The 20,143-nt window shown below is 58.0% G+C and carries 23 protein-coding genes and 1 tRNA gene; 17 read left to right on the top strand and 7 right to left on the bottom strand.

All coding sequences use genetic code 11. The annotated features are described in order from the left end of the window. Positions 1 to 90: 90 nt before the first annotated feature. Together glnA and AC07ED_RS05060 are read right to left on the bottom strand one after the other, a co-directional pair. Positions 91 to 1,497, bottom strand: a complete 1,407-nt coding sequence (gene glnA, locus AC07ED_RS05065) for a type I glutamate--ammonia ligase (protein WP_105234841.1) — start codon at positions 1,495 to 1,497, stop codon at positions 91 to 93. A 35-nt stretch (positions 1,498 to 1,532) separates the two neighbouring features. Next, positions 1,533 to 1,871, bottom strand: coding sequence for a P-II family nitrogen regulator (locus AC07ED_RS05060; RefSeq protein ID WP_067545695.1), 339 nt, complete (start codon positions 1,869 to 1,871; stop codon positions 1,533 to 1,535). A 142-nt stretch (positions 1,872 to 2,013) separates the two neighbouring features. Between AC07ED_RS05060 and AC07ED_RS05055 the strand changes: the two genes are divergently transcribed. Further along, on the top strand, positions 2,014 to 3,558 hold the full coding sequence (locus AC07ED_RS05055; protein WP_478241910.1) for an NAD(P)H-hydrate dehydratase: 1,545 nt from the start codon (positions 2,014 to 2,016) through the stop codon (positions 3,556 to 3,558). 51 nt (positions 3,559 to 3,609) lie between these two features. On the opposite strand, the gene AC07ED_RS05050 is transcribed toward AC07ED_RS05055, so the two are convergent. Further along, complete coding sequence (locus AC07ED_RS05050; RefSeq protein ID WP_105234842.1) at positions 3,610 to 4,074, bottom strand: Hint domain-containing protein; 465 nt, start codon at positions 4,072 to 4,074, stop codon at positions 3,610 to 3,612. Between the two features lie 207 nt (positions 4,075 to 4,281). Between AC07ED_RS05050 and AC07ED_RS05045 the strand changes: the two genes are divergently transcribed. The 3 genes from AC07ED_RS05045 to AC07ED_RS05035 all read left to right on the top strand — a co-directional run bounded on the left by AC07ED_RS05045 (position 4,282) and on the right by AC07ED_RS05035 (position 6,550). Then, positions 4,282 to 4,366, top strand: a tRNA-Leu gene (locus tag AC07ED_RS05045). Between the two features lie 239 nt (positions 4,367 to 4,605). After that, positions 4,606 to 5,931, top strand: coding sequence for a trigger factor (gene tig, locus AC07ED_RS05040; protein WP_105234843.1), 1,326 nt, complete (start codon positions 4,606 to 4,608; stop codon positions 5,929 to 5,931). Positions 5,932 to 6,076: 145 nt separating this feature from the next. Further along, positions 6,077 to 6,550 (top strand): hypothetical protein, encoded by a 474-nt coding sequence (locus AC07ED_RS05035; protein WP_105234844.1) that lies wholly within the window; start codon positions 6,077 to 6,079, stop codon positions 6,548 to 6,550. 63 nt (positions 6,551 to 6,613) lie between these two features. On the opposite strand, the gene rplI is transcribed toward AC07ED_RS05035, so the two are convergent. The 3 genes from rplI to rpsF are packed head-to-tail and all read right to left on the bottom strand — an operon-like array spanning position 6,614 to position 7,841. Beyond that, positions 6,614 to 7,195, bottom strand: a complete 582-nt coding sequence (gene rplI, locus AC07ED_RS05030) for a 50S ribosomal protein L9 (protein WP_067545686.1) — start codon at positions 7,193 to 7,195, stop codon at positions 6,614 to 6,616. Positions 7,196 to 7,207: 12 nt separating this feature from the next. Next, complete coding sequence (gene rpsR, locus AC07ED_RS05025; protein WP_067545682.1) at positions 7,208 to 7,435, bottom strand: 30S ribosomal protein S18; 228 nt, start codon at positions 7,433 to 7,435, stop codon at positions 7,208 to 7,210. A 25-nt stretch (positions 7,436 to 7,460) separates the two neighbouring features. Then, entirely contained in the window at positions 7,461 to 7,841 is a 381-nt protein-coding gene (gene rpsF / locus AC07ED_RS05020) for a 30S ribosomal protein S6 (RefSeq protein ID WP_105234845.1), read from the bottom strand. A 291-nt stretch (positions 7,842 to 8,132) separates the two neighbouring features. On the opposite strand from rpsF, the gene AC07ED_RS05015 reads away from it, so the two are divergent. The 5 genes from AC07ED_RS05015 to AC07ED_RS04995 all read left to right on the top strand — a co-directional run bounded on the left by AC07ED_RS05015 (position 8,133) and on the right by AC07ED_RS04995 (position 11,666). Then, the gene (locus tag AC07ED_RS05015) at positions 8,133 to 8,720 is read left to right on the top strand and encodes a hypothetical protein (protein WP_105234846.1); all 588 of its coding nucleotides are present in this window, start codon (positions 8,133 to 8,135) and stop codon (positions 8,718 to 8,720) included. Positions 8,721 to 8,842: 122 nt separating this feature from the next. Next, on the top strand, positions 8,843 to 9,781 hold the full coding sequence (fabD, locus tag AC07ED_RS05010; RefSeq protein ID WP_105234847.1) for an ACP S-malonyltransferase: 939 nt from the start codon (positions 8,843 to 8,845) through the stop codon (positions 9,779 to 9,781). A 39-nt stretch (positions 9,782 to 9,820) separates the two neighbouring features. After that, positions 9,821 to 10,558 carry a 3-oxoacyl-[acyl-carrier-protein] reductase gene (fabG, locus tag AC07ED_RS05005; protein WP_105234848.1) on the top strand — a complete coding sequence of 246 codons (738 nt, stop codon included), beginning with the start codon at positions 9,821 to 9,823 and terminating at the stop codon, positions 10,556 to 10,558. 123 nt (positions 10,559 to 10,681) lie between these two features. Next, positions 10,682 to 11,272, top strand: coding sequence for a TetR/AcrR family transcriptional regulator (locus AC07ED_RS05000; RefSeq protein WP_105234849.1), 591 nt, complete (start codon positions 10,682 to 10,684; stop codon positions 11,270 to 11,272). A gap of 160 nt (positions 11,273 to 11,432) precedes the next feature. Continuing rightward, positions 11,433 to 11,666 carry an acyl carrier protein gene (locus AC07ED_RS04995; protein WP_067545664.1) on the top strand — a complete coding sequence of 78 codons (234 nt, stop codon included), beginning with the start codon at positions 11,433 to 11,435 and terminating at the stop codon, positions 11,664 to 11,666. On the opposite strand, the gene AC07ED_RS04990 is transcribed toward AC07ED_RS04995, so the two are convergent. Next, a complete protein-coding gene (locus tag AC07ED_RS04990; protein ID WP_478241906.1) occupies positions 11,667 to 12,602 on the bottom strand; it encodes a PilZ domain-containing protein in 936 nt (311 codons plus the stop codon). A 133-nt stretch (positions 12,603 to 12,735) separates the two neighbouring features. On the opposite strand from AC07ED_RS04990, the gene fabF reads away from it, so the two are divergent. From fabF to AC07ED_RS04950, 8 genes are all read left to right on the top strand, one after another. After that, positions 12,736 to 13,995 (top strand): beta-ketoacyl-ACP synthase II, encoded by a 1,260-nt coding sequence (gene fabF / locus AC07ED_RS04985; RefSeq protein WP_067545659.1) that lies wholly within the window; start codon positions 12,736 to 12,738, stop codon positions 13,993 to 13,995. Next, positions 13,995 to 15,149, top strand: a complete 1,155-nt coding sequence (mltG, locus tag AC07ED_RS04980) for an endolytic transglycosylase MltG (RefSeq protein ID WP_105234851.1) — start codon at positions 13,995 to 13,997, stop codon at positions 15,147 to 15,149. Before fabF ends, mltG begins: the two co-directional genes overlap by 1 nt. Positions 15,150 to 15,282: 133 nt before the next feature. Next, positions 15,283 to 15,612: a hypothetical protein gene (locus tag AC07ED_RS04975; RefSeq protein WP_067545653.1), complete on the top strand. Its 330-nt coding sequence runs from the start codon at positions 15,283 to 15,285 to the stop codon at positions 15,610 to 15,612. Then, on the top strand, positions 15,518 to 16,891 hold the full coding sequence (locus AC07ED_RS04970) for a DNA-packaging protein (protein ID WP_105234852.1): 1,374 nt from the start codon (positions 15,518 to 15,520) through the stop codon (positions 16,889 to 16,891). The genes AC07ED_RS04975 and AC07ED_RS04970 overlap by 95 nt, the downstream gene beginning before the upstream one ends. 105 nt (positions 16,892 to 16,996) lie before the next feature. Beyond that, the gene (locus tag AC07ED_RS04965; RefSeq protein ID WP_105234853.1) at positions 16,997 to 18,175 is read left to right on the top strand and encodes a phage portal protein; all 1,179 of its coding nucleotides are present in this window, start codon (positions 16,997 to 16,999) and stop codon (positions 18,173 to 18,175) included. Next, positions 18,165 to 18,353 (top strand): hypothetical protein, encoded by a 189-nt coding sequence (locus AC07ED_RS04960; RefSeq protein ID WP_105234854.1) that lies wholly within the window; start codon positions 18,165 to 18,167, stop codon positions 18,351 to 18,353. The genes AC07ED_RS04965 and AC07ED_RS04960 overlap by 11 nt, the downstream gene beginning before the upstream one ends. Positions 18,354 to 18,357: 4 nt before the next feature. After that, positions 18,358 to 18,888: an HK97 family phage prohead protease gene (locus AC07ED_RS04955; protein ID WP_105236332.1), complete on the top strand. Its 531-nt coding sequence runs from the start codon at positions 18,358 to 18,360 to the stop codon at positions 18,886 to 18,888. 24 nt (positions 18,889 to 18,912) lie between these two features. Beyond that, the gene (locus tag AC07ED_RS04950; protein WP_105234855.1) at positions 18,913 to 20,094 is read left to right on the top strand and encodes a phage major capsid protein; all 1,182 of its coding nucleotides are present in this window, start codon (positions 18,913 to 18,915) and stop codon (positions 20,092 to 20,094) included. Positions 20,095 to 20,143 lie beyond the last annotated feature (49 nt).

The raw sequence follows: 20,143 nt of genomic DNA, 5'->3' as shown, positions 1-20,143 counted from the left end.
CAAAGACATGAAGTTGTCGTGGGGCCGTTCCACTAAACGAAAAGGGCGCCCGAATGGGGCGCCCTCTCGTTTGTCTGACGACTGCTACGATTAGCAGCTGTAGTACATTTGGTATTCGACCGGGTGCGGGGTGTGCTCGTAAGCGTAAACCTCGTTCCATTTCAGGTCGATGTAAGCCTGAAGCTGGTCTTTGGTGAACACGTCGCCTGCAAGCAGGAAGTCCATGTCTTTTTCCAGCTCTTCCAGAGCTTCACGCAGCGAACCACATACGGTCGGGATTGCTGCCAGTTCTTCTGGCGGCAGATCGTAGAGGTCTTTGTCCGAAGCAGCGCCCGGATCGATTTTGTTTTTGATGCCGTCGAGGCCAGCCATCATCAGAGCTGCGAAAGCGAGGTAGGGGTTCGCTGCCGGATCTGGGAAGCGAGCTTCTACGCGTTTTGCTTTCGGCGATTCGGTCCACGGAATACGGACACAGCCCGAACGGTTGCGTGCCGAGAACGCGCGCAGAACAGGAGCCTCGAAGCCCGGGATCAAACGTTTGTAGGAGTTTGTCGACGGGTTGGTCAGCGCGTTCAGTGCTTTTGCGTGGGTCAGGATACCACCGATGAAGTACAGAGCTTCCTGCGACAGGTCAGCGTATTTGTCGCCTGCAAAGAGCGGCTTGCCGTCTTTCCAGATGGACATGTTTACGTGCATGCCAGAACCGTTATCGCCAGCCATCGGCTTGGGCATAAAGGTTGCGGTTTTGCCGTAGGACGCAGCCACGTTGTGGATGATGTACTTGTATTTCTGGATGTTGTCGGCTTGCTCGACCAGACCACCAAAGATCATGCCCAGCTCGTGCTGACAGGTCGCCACTTCGTGGTGGTGTTTGTCAACTTTGATGCCGATGCGCTTCATAGTGGAGAGCATTTCGCCACGGATGTCCTGCGCTTCGTCGATCGGGTTCACAGGGAAGTAGCCGCCCTTGTGGCCTGCACGGTGTGCGAGGTTGCCCATTTCGATTTCTGCGTCGGTGTTCCAAGCAGCTGCTTCAGCGTCGATCTGGTAGGATACTTTCGCCGGAGTAACCGAGTAACGAACGTCGTCGAACAGGAAGAATTCAGCTTCAGGGCCGAAGTATGCAGCGTCACCAATGCCCGAGGACTTCAGGTAAGCTTCTGCTTTTTTCGCGATCTGACGCGGGCAACGGTCATAGGCTTCGCCAGTGTCCGGCTCAACAACGTCACAGTGGATCGCGATGGTTTTCTCAGCGTAGAACGGGTCCATGTAAGCAGAGGACGCATCCGGCATCAGTTTCATGTCGGACTGGTCGATCGACTTCCAGCCAGCAATCGACGAACCGTCGAACATGAAGCCTTCTTCGAGGAAGTCTTCGTCAACGAGGTCAGAGACGATCGTCACGTGCTGGAGCTTACCCTTCGGGTCGGTGAAACGTACGTCGACGTATTCTACGCCTTCGTCCGCGATAAGTTTAAGAAATTCTTGGTTGTTCATCCCTGATTCCTCTTGAGGTGAAATTTGTCAGTGAATTAAAGCGCGTCGTCGCCAGATTCACCGGTGCGGATACGGATCGCTTGTTCGACAGGCGATACGAAGATTTTACCGTCGCCGATCTTGTCGGTTTTGGCAGCGCCGATGATGGCCTCAATGGCGGCATCGACTTGATCGTCAGCAAGGACGACCTCGATTTTTACTTTCGGCAGGAAGTCCACAACATATTCAGCGCCGCGATACAGCTCTGTGTGGCCTTTCTGACGACCAAAGCCTTTGACTTCGATCACGGAGAGACCTTGTACGCCAGCGTCCTGCAGGGCTTCCTTGACCTCGTCCAGTTTGAACGGTTTGATGATCGCCTCGATCTTTTTCACTGACGCGACTCCCTTCGCTTTGGTGTTCCTTCGGCGTCAGACCATGTCTGCACGGCAGGCACAATCGGGTAGGCTGACGCAGGCTATTCCTTCGGGATGATTCCATAGGGTGTGATTAAAAATTGTGCAATATGCGCGCTTGGTGTGCAGTTTGAAAACTTTTGGTGCTGAAACGATGATCGAAGTCCTGACCTCTGCCCAAATGCGCGCCGTTGAAGGTGCTGCGATGTCGTCTGGCCGTGTCTCGGGCCTCCAGTTGATGGAGCGTGCGGGGCAGGGCGTTGTTGATGCCATTTTAGACAAATGGCCCGTGATGGCCACCGCGCCTGACCTTGCCGTTGTGCTCTGCGGGCCAGGCAACAACGGCGGTGATGGATTCGTCGTTGCGCGGCTTTTGGCAGAGCGGGGATGGGAGGTCGCCTGTTTCTTTGCGGGTGACGCGGCGCGTTTGTCAAACGATGCCCGCGCCAATTACGACCGTTGGGCTGCAATGGGGCAGGTGCGGCCATGGGCTGACTTGGGTGCGGCCTTGCGGGGCTGGGGTGATGTGCATCATCCCGCGCTCTGGATTGATGCGGTGTTCGGCACGGGCCTGTCACGTGCGGTGACGGGTGAGATTGCAGAAGGCTTCCGCGCCTTGTCCGTCTGGCCTGCCGATCTGGCCTATGCAGAGGGCGGTAAATGGGTCGCCGTCGATCTGCCGAGCGGATTGGACGCGGACACAGGCCAATCACACCTGACCGAGGATGCGAGGATTTTCTATGACCTCACGGTGAGCTTTCACCGCGCCAAACTGGGTCATCATTTGAACATTGGCCCTAATCTGTCCGGCGATCTGGTGGTAGCTGACATTGGTATCACGACGCCTTGTCCAGAGGCGGTGCGCTTGTCCGAACCACGTCTGACCTCGCTGAAAGGTGGGCTGCGGCGGGTGACGCATAAATATAGCCACGGTCACGCGCTGATCCTCGGTGGTCCTGCGGGCAAAACGGGGGCGGCGCGACTGGCGGCGCGGGCTGCGCTGCGGGCGGGTGCAGGGTTGGTCACGATCGCGGTGCCACGTGACGCCATCTCGGAATACGCCGCCCACGAAACAGCGGTGATGCTGGTGCCCTGCGACACGCCCGAAGACCTCGCGGCGCTCTTAGAGGATAAACGCTACGACCGCCTCTGCATCGGCCCCGCGTTTGGCGTCGACCGCGCGGCGGCGTTTTTGCCTACGATCCTCGCGGCCGAACGGTTTACAGTGATTGATGCGGATGCGCTGACGGCTTTGGCGTTGGATGACGCGCTGATGGGCGCGCTCCACCCCCAATGCGTTCTCACCCCACATGGCGGCGAATTTGCGCGGTTGTTCCCTGACCTCATCGATCACCCGTCGAAAGTCACCGCGACAGAGGAGGCCGCGAGCCGCACTGGCTGCGCCGTTCTATACAAAGGGCGCGATACCGTCATTGCGGCGCCCCATCGCCAGACTGTCCTAAATGCGGCGACGTATGATAATGCGACCCCTTGGCTCGCGACGGCGGGGGCGGGGGATGTGCTCGCGGGGTTTATCACGGGGATCAAGGATGTAGAGACGGCTGCTTGGCTCCACACCGCCGCTGCCCGTCATTTTGGGGCAGGGCTGATTGCCGAGGATCTGCCAGAGGCGCTGCCCGCCGTATTTCGCGCCTTAGGCCTCTAAAACGAAAACGCCGCCCGAAAGGGGCGGCGCATCAAAACGATGTAGCGTGGATCAGACAGCCGCCGATCCGACCTCCATCCCGTCTGCGTAAAGGATGTGCTGACGGTCAAACACCAGTTCAAACATCATCACCGACTGGGGTTCGGACCGAGTGATGTATTCGCCATCGATCAAACGCTCTGCGCTGACCATCGCGGTCGCTTCACCATAGAGAGCCTGTGCACGCCAATCGCGGATGTGGATCGGGGTTTGCGCGAAAACGGCCATGTCACGGTCAGGGCGGGTGTTGCCCAGCGTGCCAGCCTTAATGCGGATCAACTCTGCGGTGACGGTGAACGCACGAACTTCGCGGAGGATCGCCATGCCAGAATCGCGCGTAATCACACGATCGCCAGCAGCAAGCGTCTCAACAGGGAGTTCCCCATCCAGCGTCAAGAGGGTGGTGGCGGCCACAAGGCCAGTCAAATTGCGAACGCCCACGGCTTGCGCCGGGCGAATCTCGATATCAGGGTGCATGGCGGTTCCCGCTCTTGCTGTGTCTGCCTCAATTGCTAGGCAGGTTAAGCAAGCATTGGGTTAACACCAGTCAAAAAGCACCCCCGACTGCCCATATGCGCCGATTGTTAACCTTTTGGACACACTTTATGCGTGTTTACATACATTTAATGCGTGTGCATTTTTAGCTGGAAGCCCGCGCAAGGCTTTGCTAGACCGCCCATCAGAGCGGGTGTGGCGAAATTGGTAGACGCACTAGATTTAGGTTCTAGCGCCGCAAGGCGTGGGGGTTCAAGTCCCTCCACCCGCACCACAAATCCTGAATGCACTGACGATTTAGATTGGCCATTGGCCGGTCCTCTCAGCCTGTTCGGGGCCATATTTTCCCGAATTCGACGCGCTTCCCCAGAATGGACCCGAAAAACATCCTGATGGAATAGGGGGGAATGTGCCATTTCGCCTTGCATGGGGCGCTATGCCCCAATAGAAGGACGGCTGATTTAGGGTGGCCGCCGTCGTGCGGCCTGAACGAGACGTAAAAGGACGCATACGATGCAGGTCACCGAGACCCTCAACGAAGGCCTCAAGCGCGGCTACACAATCACTGTAACCGCTGCAGAGCTCGACGCAAAAGTAAACGAAAAGCTCATCGAAGCTCAGCCCGACATTGAAATGAAGGGTTTCCGCAAGGGCAAAGTCCCGATGGCTATGCTGAAAAAACAGTTCGGCCCGCGTGTTCTGGGCGAAGCGATGCAAGACGCAATCGACGGCGCGATGAACAACCACCTCGAAACTTCGGGTGACCGTCCGGCAGCACAGCCGGAAATGAAAATGACCAACGAGAACTGGAAAGAAGGCGACGACGTTGTTGTCGAAGTTTCCTACGAGCGCCTGCCGGACATTCCAGAAGTCGACTTCTCTGACGTGAAACTGGAGCGTCTGGTTGTTAAGGCTGACGAGGCATCGATCACCGAAGCTCTCGAAAACCTAGCGAAAACTGCGAAATCCTACGAAGAAAAAGACGGCGCTGCAGAAGACGGCGACCAAGTTGTCATGGACTTCCTCGGTAAAGTTGACGGCGAAGCATTCGACGGCGGCGCAGCATCTGACTACCCGCTGGTTCTCGGCTCGAACTCCTTCATCCCTGGCTTTGAAGCTGGCCTCGTTGGCGTAAAAGCTGGCGACGTGAAAGACGTAGACGTAACCTTCCCTGAAGAATACGGCGCTGAAAACCTCGCTGGTAAAGCGGCTGTTTTCACCTGCACCATCAAAGCTGTTAAAGCAGCGAAAGACGCAGCGATCGACGACGAACTGGCTAAGAAATTCGGTTCCGAAGACCTCGCTCAGCTGAAAGCACAAGTCGCTGAGCGTCTTGAAGCTGAATACCAAGGTGCAGCACGCGCAGTTGCGAAACGTTCGCTCCTCGACGCGCTGGACGGCAAAGTTGAATTCGACCTGCCGGAATCGCTGGTTAAAGCTGAAGCTGACCAGATCGCTCACCAGCTGTGGCACGAAGAAAACCCAGAAGTGCACGATCACAACCACGGTTCGATCGAAGCAACCGACGAGCACAAAGCTCTCGCTGCACGCCGCGTGAAACTGGGTCTGTTCCTTGCTGAAATCGGCAACAAAGCAGAAGTGAAAGTCTCTGACGCTGAACTGACCCAAGCGGTCATGAACCAAGCACGTCAGTACCCGGGCCAAGAGCGTCAGTTCTTTGAATTCGTTCAGCAGAACGCTCAGTTCCGTCAGCAGCTTCAGGCTCCGATCTTTGAAGACAAAGTAGTTGATCACATCTTCTCGGTCGCTTCTGTGACTGACAAAGAAGTATCGAAAGAAGATCTCCAGAAGGCTGTCGAGGCTCTGGAAGAAGAATAATCAGCGGTTCATCCCTGATCGAAAGGCGCCCTTTTGGGGCGCCTTTTTTGTTTGTGCGACGAAACACCCCGACCGAAAAAGGTTTATCCATTGGTATAACAGGCCTAGGCTTAAGGCAGTGAAGTCTCAACCGAGGAGTTAAACCATGAAGCACATTATTTTATCTGTTCTTGCTGTGTTTGGTTTGTCGACGGCTGCGATGGCATGCCCTGATTACTCTCAGTGGGGGGACAGCTATTCGGTTACTGGTCCCCAGATGCGCAGTCCTGTTCGTTTTAACGTGGTCGCTGGTGGCGAAAACTACATCTGGAACTGTCCGAATGTTCGCCCTGGAACGGATCAGGGGGCAGGGTATTTCACCACAGCGCCTGATTTCACCTTTGATATGAGCGGGATGTCGGGGCTGAAGCTGGAAATCAGCGTTATCAGCAAATGCGACAGTGCGCTGTTGATCAACACCGCGTCGGCCAACTGGTATTACGATGACGACGACAACGGCAACATGGACCCCAAGATCGTTCTGACGCGACCGATCGACGGCTATCTCGACGTTTGGGTTGGCACTTACGACGGGGATTACTGCGATGCGATCCTCGAGTTGGAAACCTTCCGCCGCTGATCGCCACATAAGAAAAAGGCCGCAGATTTCTCTGCGGCCTTTCTATTTGGTCTGACGGAAACCTTAGAGGTCTTCGTCGGAGTCCGCAGCAGCGCCACCAACGTCGTCGAACAGTTCGGCGATCTCGTCAGCTGCAGCTTGCTCTTCTTCAGCAGCCAGTTCCTGGATCGATTTACCCGATGCCTGGATCTCAGCTTCTTCTGCAGAGCGTGCAGCGTTGATGGTGATGGTTGCTTCAACTTCAGGGTGCAGAACAACAGTTACGCTGTGCAGGCCCAGTTCTTTGATCGCGCCTTGCAGGACAACCTGCTTGCGGTCGATCGAGAAACCACCAGCGGTCGCAACTTCGGCGATGTCACGCAGGGAGACAGAACCGTAGAGAGCGCCCGAGTCCGAAGCGGAACGAATCACAACGAACTGCTGACCGTTGAGGGTTGCAGCCAGTGCTTCGGCTTCTTTTTTAGTTTCGAGGTTGCGTGCTTCGAGCTGAGCTTTGTCAGCTTCGAATTTCGCTTTGTTTGCTTCGTTAGCGCGCAGAGCCTTGCCGGTAGGCAGAAGGAAGTTGCGAGCGTAGCCGTCTTTCACGGATACGACTTCGCCCATCTGGCCGAGTTTGGCAACGCGTTCGAGAAGGATAACGTCCATTGATATGACTCCTTACTTCACAGCGTAGGGCAGCAGAGCCAAGAAACGTGCGCGCTTGATGGCTTGTGCCAGTTTGCGCTGGTTCTTGGATCCAACAGCGGTGATGCGTGCGGGAACGATTTTGCCGCGCTCAGAGATGTAGCGCTGCAGAAGGCGAGTGTCTTTGTAGTCGATCTTCGGAGCGTTCTCGCCCTCGAACGGATCGGACTTACGACGACGGAAAAATGGTTTGGTAGCCATGACTTAATGTCCTTTCCTGATCAACTTAGCGACGTTCGCGGCGTTCGCCACGGTCACCGCGTTCGCCACGGTCACCGCGGTCGTCACGCTTTTGCATCTGAACCGACGGACCTTCTTCATGTGCATCGACCTTGATGGTCAGGATACGCATAACGTCGTCGTGCAGGCGCATCAGGCGTTCCATCTCTTGAACAGCCGACGACGGTGCATCGGTGCGCAGGAAAGCGTAGTGGCCCTTGCGGTTTTTGTTGATCTTGTAGGCCATCGTTTTGACGCCCCAGTATTCGCTTTCGATGACTTTGCCACCGTTGTCAGCAAGCACTGTCGAGAAGTGTTCGACGAGGCTTTCAGCCTGTGCGTTCGACAGGTCCTGACGCGAAATGAAAACATGCTCGTATAGCGGCATGTGCACTCCTGTTTTTGTTCAGCGCATTTCATAGGGTGGCAATGAGATCTTTCCGCCTCCACCCACGAGAGACTGCGCAGTTCTAACGAATTGCGGAAAGATGGGGCCTTATACATGCCGCGCCTGCAAAGGCAAGTGTGGAATGACACTCTCTATATATATGCACCAGCGCGGGGCACCGAGATCGTGTCTGGGGTGAATATGAGAAAGTCAAAACAAGGTCAGGGCATCGCCTGTTTTTCGCCATGTTTGGTCCGCAAGGTTACAACCATAGGGTAAAAAGGTGCTACAATGAACGCGCTGACAACTGATAGATTATTCCACAACGGGGCAATTGAGGTTCCGATGGGCTATAGCAAGGCTGGTTTTATGCTCGCTGATACATATTGGGGTTATGTCATTCGGTCGCTTGAGGGGCCATCGCCGCTGGTGAAAACCCTACAGGCCGTTGCGCTGTTTATCGGGGCCGTGTTTGCTCTGGCTGCGGTGGGTCTGTGGCTGATGCCGTCTAGCATTGTGTCAGACGGTGTGCAGGTCATCAAAATCGGCCTGACGGTATTTTTGGCCGTCGTGTCTGCCTTTTGTTTCCGCTACGCGACCCGTGGCGCTGAGGTCGAGCTTGAATTCGACACCAATGTCCGCGAACTGCGCGAGGTTGTCCGCAATCACGCAGGCCGTCCGTCATTGATCGGGCGCTATGATTTCAAATCCTTTAGCGGTCTATTCATCGACCGTGAACGTGGCGAAAAAGGTCACGGTGCACTCATGCTCCGCTATCGCAATTCGACCACGTTGTTAGAGGTCGCCTATGGTCCGCTCCCTCGGATTGAGGCGCTGCGCGATCGTCTGGGCAAAGACCTCATCGCCGTTCCTGCCTAATATTTTAAGCCATTTCCTTAAACGGGCGGCCCATTGGGTCGCCTTTTTCACGTTTACGAATTCTTGTGATGTGGCCCGCGACACGCTAAGGCAGAGAAAACGTTACCAAAGGGAAGTGACACATGCGGGCATTCGTATTTCCGGGGCAGGGCGCCCAAGCCATTGGAATGGGCAAGGCACTGGCCGATGCTTATCCGGCAGCCAAAGCCATTTTCGACGAAGTTGATGACGCTCTCGGCGAAAGCCTGTCGTCGCTGATCTGGGACGGGGACATTGAGACCCTGACGCTGACCAAGAACGCACAACCCGCGCTAATGGCGACCTCTTTGGCGGCGATGCGCGCGCTCGAGGCTGAAGGCGTGTCGATCACTGCGGCTGATTTCGTCGCGGGTCACTCGCTCGGTGAATATTCTGCGTTGGCTGCGGCTGGGGCGATTTCGGTCGCGGATACCGCCCGCCTGCTGCGCACCCGTGGCACCGCGATGCAGGACGCTGTTCCTGTTGGTGTTGGCGCTATGGCCGCTCTCCTCGGTCTCGATTTCGAAGCTGCGACCGCTGTCGCCGAAGAAGCAGCCCAAGGCCAAGTCTGTCAGGCTGCAAACGATAACGACCCGTCGCAGGTCGTGGTGTCGGGCCACAAAGAGGCCGTTGAACGCGCTCTGACCATCGCCAAGGAAAAAGGTGCGAAACGTGCGCTTCTCCTGCCTGTGTCTGCACCGTTCCACTGTGCCCTGATGAAGCCCGCCGCTGACGTGATGGCAGAGGCGCTGGACGACGTGCAGATCAATGCGCCCGCTGTGCCTGTTGTTGCAAACGTGCGCGCCGCTTCGGTCACTGATCCTGCGATGATCCGTTCGCTCCTGGTCGAGCAGGTCACAGGGTCCGTGCGTTGGCGCGAAAGCGTGCTTTGGATGGCCGATCAAGGCGTGACCGAGGCATGGGAAATCGGCGCAGGCAAGGCGCTTTCGGGCATGATCAAACGCATCAGCAAGGACGTCGCGACCAACAACGTCGGCACCCCTGACGATGTTGCTGCCGCTGTTGAAGCACTCAAAAGCTAATTGAACCTGCCCCAACGCGGGCGGAAGAAAGGATATAATATGTTTGATCTCACAGGTAAAAATGCGCTGATCACTGGCGCTTCGGGTGGTATCGGTGGCGCAATTGCAAAGGCACTACATGGTGCGGGCGCAACTGTCACTCTGTCGGGCACCCGTCAGGGGCCTCTAGATGAACTGGCTGCAGAACTCGGCGACCGCGTTCACGTGCTGACCTGTAACCTCAGCGATGCGGCTGCCGTTGACGCGCTGCCGAAACAAGCCGCTGATCTGATGGGTTCGGTTGATATTCTGATCAACAACGCTGGCATCACCAAAGACAACCTCTTTATCCGCATGTCCGACGACGAATGGTCGAGCGTACTTGAGGTCAACCTGACCTCGACCATGCGCCTGTGCAAAGGCGTGATCCGTGGCATGATGAAGGCGCGTTGGGGCCGCATCGTGAACATCTCGTCGATCGTTGGTGCGACAGGTAACCCGGGGCAGGCGAACTATGCAGCGTCTAAGGCGGGCATGGTCGGCATGTCGAAATCCATCGCATACGAAGTCGCAAGCCGCGGGATCACCGTGAACTGCGTTGCACCGGGTTTCATCGCGACCGCAATGACCGACAAACTGACCGACGATCAGAAAGAAAAGATCAACGTTCAGATCCCCGCCGCTCGCATGGGCACCCCAGAAGAGATCGCAGCAGCGGTTCTCTACCTCGCGTCGAACGAGGCCGGTTACACCACTGGTGCGACTGTTCACGTCAACGGCGGCATGGCGATGCTCTAAGAAGACACTTTGCAACTTTACGTAAAGTAAACTCACCATTTTCACGTATAGGGGTAGCCATTGGCTGCCCCTTTTTATTAGAATCTTGTCACAACAATAAAAAACGTGGACGGAGATTTCTGGATGGGGCGCAAATCGGGCTTTACCGATGAGGATGTTTTTGTGTGGTTGGCGGATCATCTCGCCACAGCACCGGGGGTAACGGTGCAACAAGTTTCAAAAGGCACGAAAGTATCTGTGGGTTCGATCTACCACCGCTTTGGTTCGATGGAGGATCTCCTCGCCGAAGCATGGGTTTGGGCGCATCGGAAATACCGAGAAACCGTTCAGGTCACGTTGGAGCTCGACGGACTTGCGGGCGGGTTGCGATCTGCGGTTCGGGCGCTTCGGTTTGCACATACAGATTCACGCGCTGCGGTTCTGATGTATTCCGTTTCAAAACGGTTCCTTGTGCGAAGTGGGATCAGCGCCCGTGTTCAAGATATGGTCGTCACCGAAGAGGCGGCAATGGACGCTGCTATCAACGATTACGCCCAACGGTTTGGCGTGGATGCGATGTCAGTTGAGCTCGGGATATTCCAGATTCCTAAAGCGATCGCGCAAAAATACCTGCCTGGCGGTGATATTCCTGCGGCTGCAGAGGGCTATGCGCGAAAATCCTGTCGCGCGATCCTGAACAATCCTTTGCAAACGCTAGATGAAGATGACAGTTGAAAGCGTTTGCCTCTGCGGAATTCTCTGCTATAGGCCCTGTGATACCTGCAGGATGTGACCGATGACGTTACGTCCGTGGGCGCCCCCTGCGGGCAGTTAACCGCCCCGCGGGGCACACAAAAGAACGGGCCGAAAGCCCTATTGAACGTGAGGACTTGATATGAGCGATGTCGCTGATCGTGTGCGCAAAATCGTAGTTGAGCACCTGGGTGTTGAAGAGGAAAAAGTGACCGAGAATGCATCGTTCATCGATGACCTCGGCGCAGACAGCCTCGACACCGTAGAGCTGGTTATGGCTTTCGAAGAAGAATTCGGTATCGAAATCCCGGACGACGCTGCAGAGACCATTCAGTCCTTCGGCGACGCTGTGAAATTCATCTCTGAAGCTCAGTAATTAACTGGATTTCAAGGTATTGATTGCGGCACCCCTCGGGGTGCCGTTTTCGTTTTGGCGCATCGGTTTGCCACGTTGGGACCGTTTGCGCGTCTGTTCGACCCTCGGCCCACGACCCAACGCTGCCACGAGGTCTGCCGCCGTCAGAGCGCGGCGAAACTTGATCCCGCTGACATGTGTATTCGACCACGCCACCCGACAGGGAAGAGGCTGCCCGTTTACCATGATCGTGATCTTCTGACGCCGTTCAAACGGGGGCGTATCAGTCAGCGTGATCTTTGCGCCCAAGCGACTGATGTCGATGATCCGCGCGGGAATCACCTTGCCCTGATGGAGGATTGTTGTCTCAATGCTGCAAGTGAACCGTCGCGCCTTGGCGTGGCGGAGCGCGATGATACGCCCGAAAAACACGCCAGCCGTGATCAGCGCGAGAAACCCCAAACCGCCGTTGACCGCCGCCGTGCGTGGGGTGATCAGCGGCTCGTCCATGGTTGAAAAGGACTGCGCGTGGACTTGGCTGTCGCAGAGGTCGGTGAGGCGGGGCAGGGTGGCAATCGCGGCCTCTACCACCACGCCGTTCTGCGATAGCAGCGCGCCACCGATCCGCTCCCGTTGTGCCTCTGTCTGGGTCTGCAATCGAGCAGCGATCACGGCACCCAGTTGCGCTGCATTGGCCAGCGCCGCCTGCGCATCGGAATTCACCCGATCCCCAATCATCCACCGAACAGAGGCCGCATCGAACCGCCCGCCGTTTCGGGCGAGATGATCCAGCGCCACGCGCGCTTGGGTCGGGTCGGAGAGCGCGATCTGCTGCGCTACGATGATCGTCGCAAGATCCTGAACCGCACGGCAATCCACCCCATCCTCGGCCGCATAGGCCGAACGGAGGGGCGCCAAGGTGATAAAGACCACGCAGAAGAGGCGGAAAACGAACATCATATTGATCAAATACGCCTCAATCCCCAAGTTTTAGTAAATAACGCGGTCTGAATGGCGCGAGTTGCCTTGCCCAAAGGGGGCGGAACGCGCTATTTGGAGTGGAATTGAGAACAAGAGTTGAGGGCAGAAAATGCGCCGTGTCGTCGTAACCGGATTGGGCCTTGTCACACCGTTGGCGGATGGGGTTGAAGAAACCTGGACTCGTCTGTTGGACGGACAGTCTGGCGCTGGCCGTATTACGGGCTTTGATCCCGAAGGGCTGGGCACCACCTACGCCTGCGAAGTCAAACGCGGCGACGGCTCTGATGCGACCTTTAACGCTGACAAATACATGGAACCCAAAGAGCAGCGTAAGGTCGATGACTTTATCCTCTTTGGCTACGCTGCCGCGCTTCAAGCGGTCGAGGATTCGGGCTGGAAACCTGAGGCTGATGCCGACAAAGAACGCACTGGCGTTCTGATCGGCTCTGGCATCGGCGGTCTGAAATCCATCGCCGACACCGCCGTGATGATCGAAGAAAAAGGCCCGCGCCGCGTGTCTCCGTTCTTTATCCCCGGTGCACTGATCAACCTGATCTCGGGGCAGGTGTCGATCAAATACGGCTTTAAGGGTCCGAACCACTCTGTCGTGACAGCATGTTCCACGGGTGCTCACGCCATTGGTGACGCGGCTCGCCTGATCAAATACGGCGCGGCTGACGTGATGGTTGCCGGTGGCGCGGAGGCTGCGATCTGCAAAATCGGTATCGCGGGTTTCAACGCGTGTAAGGCGCTGTCGACCAAACGTGCGGATGAACCGACCAAAGCATCCCGCCCTTATGACGCTGACCGTGATGGTTTCGTCATGGGCGAGGGCGCAGGTATCGTCGTTCTCGAAGAATACGAACACGCCAAAGCGCGCGGTGCGAAAATCTACGCTGAAGTTCTGGGCTACGGCATGTCGGGCGACGCGTATCACATCACCGCACCATCCGAGGATGGCGAAGGCGCTGGCCGTTGTATGGCTGCCGCACTCAAGGACGCAGGTCTGGAACCCTCGGCGATTGACTACATCAACGCACACGGCACCTCGACCATGGCGGACACCATCGAACTGGGCGCGGTCGAACGTATGCTTGGCGATCACGCTGGCAACGTCACCATGTCCTCGACCAAGTCGATGACGGGTCACCTCTTGGGTGCTGCTGGCGCGATTGAAGCGATCTTTTCGATCCTTGCGATCCGCGATCAGGTCGCACCGCCGACGATCAACCTTGATAACCCTGCTGTAGAGACCCCTGTTGACCTCGCGCCGAACAAGAAAGTCGAGCGTAAGATTGACGTGGCTCTGTCGAACTCCTTCGGCTTTGGCGGCACCAACGCGAGCGTGATCTTCGGGAAAATCAGCTAATGTGGCGTAACATCGCGTCCAACGCGCTGTCGTTCCTGATTGTTCTGCTGTTTGTTCTGGGGGGCATCGTCCTCTGGGGCAAATCGCAGTATCGCGCTGAAGGCCCTCTGGAGCAGGCGATCTGCCTTGAGGTGCCGAGCGGAACGAACTTCCGTCGCGTTGCGGACAATCTGGATCAGCAGGGCGCGATTTCGTCCAAGATGATTTTCAACATGGGTGTGGATTACACAGGTGCGGGCAGCCAGCTAAAGGCGGGCAGCTTTATCGTGCCAGCAGCGGCCTCGATGGAATCGATCATCGATATCATCACCCGCGGCGGGCAAAGCACCTGTGGCACCGAAATCCTCTACCGTATCGGCGTGAACGCAGCGACCGTAGAGGTCCGCCAGATGGACCCCGAAACCGCCCGTTACGACGAGGTCGCGGATTTTGAACTCGGCTCTGACGTGCCAGAGATTTACACCACTGTGGCGGGCCAAAACGATACCCGTTTCCGTATTGCCATCGCCGAAGGTGTGACCAGTTGGCAGATCATGACCAGCCTCAACGCGATTGATACGCTCGACGGTGATGTGGATGTGATCCCAGCTGAGGGCTCTTTGTCGCCTGACAGCTATGAATTCACCAAGGGCGCAAGCGTTGCTGACATCCTGTCTCGTATGGAGGCCGCACAGGCGACCATCCTTGCACAGGCATGGGAAAACCGCGCTGATAACCTGCCGTTCGACACCCCCGAAGAGGCGCTGACCCTTGCCTCTATCGTGGAAAAGGAAACTGGCATTGCGTCGGAACGTCCGCTGGTGGCTTCGGTCTTTATCAACCGTCTGGAACAGGGCATGCGCCTCCAAACAGACCCGACCGTGATCTATGGCATCACCAAAGGCCAAGGCACCTTGGGCCGTGGTCTGCGCCAGAGCGAACTACAGCGCGAAACGCCCTATAACACCTATGTTATCAACGGCCTCCCGCCGACCCCAATTGCCAACCCCGGCAAGGCCAGCATCGAGGCGGTCCTGAACCCTGAACAGAGCGACTACATCTTCTTTGTCGCCAAAACGCTGAACCCCGCGGACGGTCACGTCTTTGCGGCCACTCTGAACGAGCATAACCGCAACGTTGCCGCTTACCGCGAATTGGAGCGTGCAGCGAACTGATGCGAACGGTCGGTTAACCGGTCCTTTGCACCCTTCGGGTAAAGTCATCACAGGCTAGAAGACGCAGGGCGGTCCTTTTGGGCCGCCCTTTGTCGTTTCTCGATCTGGCGGGGCAACCGATAGGGAACAACCAATGATAAATCGGGACCAACAACAGGCAGACCAAAAGCGATCACGCCTCTCAGAGGTGAGCGAGGTCTACGACAGCACCCTGAAATTGCTGCACGAATTGATCGCAGAGGCAGAGGTCGGCAACACCGACGCGCCGAAAAAGGCCACCGCACAGCTTGCTGTTTTGCAAGAGATGTTCGTGCGGGTCCGCAAAGCCGAAGAGGCATTCCACGACAAATACAAAGAGGGTCCAGAGAATGGAGAAATCGACTTTGACGCCGTGCGGGTGTCACTCGGGTGCAGACTTGATCGCATCAGGGACGCCCACAGAGCAGACGCTGTTTCTGAATAAACTCACACAGGCAGAGCTTCGCGCTCTGCCCTTTTTGTTCGACTTCTGGGCCTTGGACCATCAGGTGCCGCCTTCGGGCGATTGGCGCACTTGGGTGATCCTTGGCGGGCGAGGGGCTGGCAAAACGCGGGCGGGGGCCGAATGGGTGAGGTCCCAAGTCGAAGGCTCGCGCCCGATGGATAAGGGCCGCGCCGCCCGTGTCGCCATCGTGGGTGAAACCTACGATCAGGCCCGCGAGGTGATGATCTTTGGCGACAGCGGGATCATGGCCTGTTCGCCCCCCGACCGCCGCCCCACATGGATCGCGGGGCGCAAGATGCTGCAATGGCCCAACGGTGCCATCGCGCAGGTCTTTTCCGCCTTTGATCCAGAGAGCCTGCGCGGCCCGCAATTCGACGCCGTTTGGGCGGATGAGGTCGCGAAATGGAAGAAGGGGCAGGAAACATGGGACATGATCCAATTCGGCCTGCGTCTGGGCGATGATCCTCGGGCTTGTGTGACGACCACGCCGCGCAATGCGTCCGTGCTGCGGGGGATACTCGACCGCGATAGCACTGTGGTCACTCACGCGCCGACCTCTGCCAACCGCGCGAACCTCGCCGTGGGGTTTCTGGACGAAGTGCAGCGCCGCTATGCGGGCACCCGCCTTGGTCGACAAGAATTGGACGGCGTGCTCTTGGCCGATGCCGAAGGGGCGCTCTGGACCTCGCAGATGCTCGAAACCTCGCGGGTGGATCGTATTCCACAGTGCGACCGCGTTGTCGTGGCCGTCGATCCTCCCGTTACGGGGCATAAGGGATCGGACGACTGCGGGATCATCGTGGCGGGCGTTGTCACCGAAGGTCCGCCGCAAAATTGGCGCGCCTTTGTGATTGAGGACGCAACCGTCTCTGCGGCCTCACCGTCGCAATGGGCGCAGGCGGCGGTCGATGCGCTCCACCGTCATGGGGCGGACCGTATGGTGGCCGAGGTGAACCAAGGCGGCGCTTTGGTCGAAGAGGTCGTGCGCCAGATCGACCCGCTCGTCCCATATCGCCCCGTTCGTGCGTCAAAGTGCAAGGTCGCCCGCGCCGAACCTGTCGCTGCCCTCTACGAACAGGGGCGGGTGCATCATGGGCGTGCTTTGGGTGCGCTCGAGGATCAGATGTGCCTGATGACCGCCAATGGGTTTCAGGGGCAGGGCTCTCCTGACCGAGTCGACGCCCTCGTTTGGGCGCTCTTTGATCTGATGATTGCCCCCGCCGCAACATGGCAAGCCCCCCGTGTGCGTCACCTTTGACGTCCTGTTGCGCCCCCCTGCGCACGCTGCGTTGGGGGGATGTGAACACCTTTCCTGCATATTGGCTCCAACGACGCAAATGGGGCTGAAACGAAGGAGCGATGGATGTTTGACTTTCTAAAGCGTGGCACGGCGCAGGACGCCCCTGTTGAGGCCAAAGCCTCGGCCACGGGCAAGGTGCTGGCGATGGGCGCTGGCCGCGCTGTCTGGTCCGCCCGCGATACGGTGACGCTGACCAAATCGGGCTTTACCCGCAATCCTGTGGGGTTTCGTGCGGTGCGCATGATCGCAGAGGCTGCCGCCGCGCTGCCCTTGATCCTGCAAGACCGCGACCGCCGCTATGATGTGCATCCTGTTGCTGACCTCCTTGCCCGCCCGAACGCAGCCCAAGGCCGCGCAGAACTGCTCGAGGCGGTCTATGGCTACCTCCTCCTGTCGGGCGACGCCTATCTAGAGGCCGTGGGCGATGGCAGCCTCCCCGTGGAACTGCACGCCCTGCGCCCCGAACGCATGTCCATTGTCCAAGGCACGGACGGCTGGCCCATCGGCTACGACTACACCGTCGCGGGCAAAAAACACCGTTTCACCGTGGGCGAGGGCGCAAGCCCGATCTGCCACATCAAATCCTTTCACCCGCAAAACGATCACTACGGGTTTTCCCCGCTCGAGGCCGCGGCTTCGGCCATCGACGTGCATAACGCCGCGTCGAACTGGTCAAAGGCGCTTCTTGATAACGCGGCGCGTCCATCTGGCGCGATTGTCTACAAAGGGGCGGACGGTCAGGGCAGCCTCAGCAGCGATCAATACGACCGCCTCTTGCACGAGATGGAAACCATGCACCAAGGCGCGCGAAATGCTGGCCGTCCGATGTTGCTAGAGGGTGGGCTCGATTGGAAACCGATGGGCTTTAGCCCCTCGGATATGGAGTTCCAGAAAACCAAAGAGGCCGCCGCCCGCGAGATCGCGATTGCCTTTGGAGTGCCGCCGATGCTGCTCGGTATCCCTGGTGACGCGACCTACGCCAATTACCAAGAGGCCAACCGCGCGTTTTATCGCCTGACCGTCCTACCGCTCGCTACGCGTATGACCTCGGTCATTGCCGATTGGCTGTCGGATTTTACGGGCGAACGGATCGACCTGCGCCCCGACCTCGACCAGATCCCCGCTCTGGCCACCGAACGCGAAGCCGCATGGCGGCGCGTTGGCGAAGCAACCTTTCTGACGGCGGCGGAAAAACGGGCGCTCTTGGGTCTGCCCGCGATTGAGGTCGGCGATGCAGGATAACATCGTGCCGCTCCCCAATCGCACCGCCCCCGTGAACGACTTTTGGTTCGCCCAACTCGAAGCCCGCCTGAGCCGAATTGAGGCCATCGTCGCCAAAGTCGAAGGCCTCTTGTGGCTGGTCATCGCGTCTTTCGCGCTGATCTCTGGGCTGGAACTCATCCGCATTGTGACAGGATAGAATGATGGAATTAGAACATAAATTCAGCCGCTTATCGGGTGATATTGCGCTAAAAGATGGCCATATCATCGAAGGCTACGCATCCCTCTTTGATGCCGTCGATCAGGGCAACGATGTGGTCGCCCGTGGCGCCTATGCCGCGTCGCTGGCGAAACGGTCGGGCGTGAAAATGCTCTGGCAACATGACCCCGCGCAGCCCATCGGCATCTGGGACGAGATCCGGGAGGACGACCGCGGCCTTTGGGTCAAAGGCCGTATCCTCACCGACGTTGAAAAGGGCCGCGAGGCCGCTGCGCTGATCGCAGCGGGGGCCATTGACGGGCTGTCTATCGGCTATCGCACGGTGAAATCCACGAAAACCAACCACGGCCAGCGCCTCTTGACCGAGGTGGAGCTGTGGGAAGTGTCGCTCGTCACCTTTCCGATGCTGCCAGAGGCGCGCGTTGCAGGCAAATCCGACGATGCGCTGACCACTGATCTGCGCGATCTGGCCGATGCGTTTCGGCAGGCTCGCACCGCGCTGATCCCCGACTAACCGACCCATCCGAGAGGACCGAAAATGACCAAACCCGAGGCCACCCCTCGGGCCGGAGAAGACATGTCTCCGGTCCAAGACCTGAAATCGGCGATCACCGATTTCGTAAGTGAATTCAAACAGTTTTCTAACGGCGTTCACGCCAAACTTCAGCAGCAGGAAGACCGCATGACCAAATATGACCGTAAATCCCTGATGGCGTCGCGCCCCGCGCTTTCGGGCGCTGAGATGATCGAGGCCCCGCACCAAAAGGCCTTTGCCGCGTACCTCCGTTCGGGCGAGGACGAGGGCCTTCGCGACTTGCCGCTCGAGGGCAAGGCGATGTCGACCGCTGTTGCGGCAGACGGTGGTTACCTCGTTGATCCACAGACCTCTGACACGATCAAATCGGCGCTCACCGCGACCGCATCGATCCGCGCGATTGCCAGCATCGTCACCGTGGAATCGACCTCCTATGACGTGCTGATCGACCACACAGAGATGGGTTCTGGCTGGGCGAATGAGGCCGCGAACCTGTCCGAGACGGCCACTCCGCAGATCGACCGCATCACCATTCCCGTCAACGAACTCTCGGCCATGCCGAAGATTTCGCAACGACTCCTCGACGACAGCGCCTTTGACATCGAAGGCTGGCTCGCAGGTCGCATCGCCGACAAATTCGCCCGCTCCGAGGCATCGGCGTTCGTGAACGGTGACGGCGTGGATAAACCCAAAGGCTTTCTCGACTACCCGACCGTGGACGAGATGATCTGGACCTGGGGCAACATCGGTTACGTGGTCACAGGCACCGCTGGCGCGATTGATGACGGCGATCCGATCATCGAACTGGTCTATGCGCTGGGGGCCGAATACCGCGCCAACGCGACCTTTGTGATGAACTCCAAAACCGCGGGCACCGTGCGCAAACTCAAAGACGCCGACGGTCGTTTCCTCTGGTCCGATGGCCTGAGCCAAGGCGAACCAGCGCGTCTCATGGGCTATCCTGTGCTCATCGCTGAGGACATGCCAGATGTGGCTGCGGACGCAATGGCGATTGCCTTTGGTGACTTTGCGAACGGTTACACCATTGCCGAACGCCCTGACGTGCGCGTGCTGCGCGATCCGTTCTCTGCGAAACCGCATGTCCTTTTCTACGCGACCAAACGTGTGGGCGGCGCGGTGAGCGACTTTAACGCGATCAAACTGCTGAAATTCGGCACCGCCTAAGCGGGCTGATCCACGGGCGGCGGAGGCCGCCCCACGGTCCGCGCGGGGC

The sequence above is a fragment of the Aestuarium zhoushanense genome (genome assembly GCF_056431045.1).
This window is presented reverse-complemented; position numbering and strand designations above follow the sequence as displayed.

Excerpts from the sequence above, each read along its gene's own strand:
- glnA (WP_105234841.1), bottom strand. The coding sequence starts at position 1,497 with ATGAACAACCAAGAATTTCTTAAACTTATCGCGGACGAAGGCGTAGAA.
- AC07ED_RS05050 (WP_105234842.1), bottom strand. The coding sequence starts at position 4,074 with ATGCACCCTGATATCGAGATTCGCCCGGCGCAAGCCGTGGGCGTTCGC.
- tig (WP_105234843.1), top strand. The coding sequence starts at position 4,606 with ATGCAGGTCACCGAGACCCTCAACGAAGGCCTCAAGCGCGGCTACACA.
- AC07ED_RS05035 (WP_105234844.1), top strand. The coding sequence starts at position 6,077 with ATGAAGCACATTATTTTATCTGTTCTTGCTGTGTTTGGTTTGTCGACG.
- rplI (WP_067545686.1), bottom strand. The coding sequence starts at position 7,195 with ATGGACGTTATCCTTCTCGAACGCGTTGCCAAACTCGGCCAGATGGGC.
- rpsR (WP_067545682.1), bottom strand. The coding sequence starts at position 7,435 with ATGGCTACCAAACCATTTTTCCGTCGTCGTAAGTCCGATCCGTTCGAG.
- rpsF (WP_105234845.1), bottom strand. The coding sequence starts at position 7,841 with ATGCCGCTATACGAGCATGTTTTCATTTCGCGTCAGGACCTGTCGAAC.
- AC07ED_RS05015 (WP_105234846.1), top strand. The coding sequence starts at position 8,133 with ATGAACGCGCTGACAACTGATAGATTATTCCACAACGGGGCAATTGAG.
- fabD (WP_105234847.1), top strand. The coding sequence starts at position 8,843 with ATGCGGGCATTCGTATTTCCGGGGCAGGGCGCCCAAGCCATTGGAATG.
- fabG (WP_105234848.1), top strand. The coding sequence starts at position 9,821 with ATGTTTGATCTCACAGGTAAAAATGCGCTGATCACTGGCGCTTCGGGT.
- AC07ED_RS05000 (WP_105234849.1), top strand. The coding sequence starts at position 10,682 with ATGGGGCGCAAATCGGGCTTTACCGATGAGGATGTTTTTGTGTGGTTG.
- AC07ED_RS04995 (WP_067545664.1), top strand. The coding sequence starts at position 11,433 with ATGAGCGATGTCGCTGATCGTGTGCGCAAAATCGTAGTTGAGCACCTG.
- AC07ED_RS04990 (WP_478241906.1), bottom strand. The coding sequence starts at position 12,602 with ATGTTCGTTTTCCGCCTCTTCTGCGTGGTCTTTATCACCTTGGCGCCC.
- fabF (WP_067545659.1), top strand. The coding sequence starts at position 12,736 with ATGCGCCGTGTCGTCGTAACCGGATTGGGCCTTGTCACACCGTTGGCG.
- mltG (WP_105234851.1), top strand. The coding sequence starts at position 13,995 with ATGTGGCGTAACATCGCGTCCAACGCGCTGTCGTTCCTGATTGTTCTG.
- AC07ED_RS04975 (WP_067545653.1), top strand. The coding sequence starts at position 15,283 with ATGATAAATCGGGACCAACAACAGGCAGACCAAAAGCGATCACGCCTC.
- AC07ED_RS04970 (WP_105234852.1), top strand. The coding sequence starts at position 15,518 with ATGGAGAAATCGACTTTGACGCCGTGCGGGTGTCACTCGGGTGCAGAC.
- AC07ED_RS04965 (WP_105234853.1), top strand. The coding sequence starts at position 16,997 with ATGTTTGACTTTCTAAAGCGTGGCACGGCGCAGGACGCCCCTGTTGAG.
- AC07ED_RS04960 (WP_105234854.1), top strand. The coding sequence starts at position 18,165 with ATGCAGGATAACATCGTGCCGCTCCCCAATCGCACCGCCCCCGTGAAC.
- AC07ED_RS04955 (WP_105236332.1), top strand. The coding sequence starts at position 18,358 with ATGGAATTAGAACATAAATTCAGCCGCTTATCGGGTGATATTGCGCTA.
- AC07ED_RS04950 (WP_105234855.1), top strand. The coding sequence starts at position 18,913 with ATGACCAAACCCGAGGCCACCCCTCGGGCCGGAGAAGACATGTCTCCG.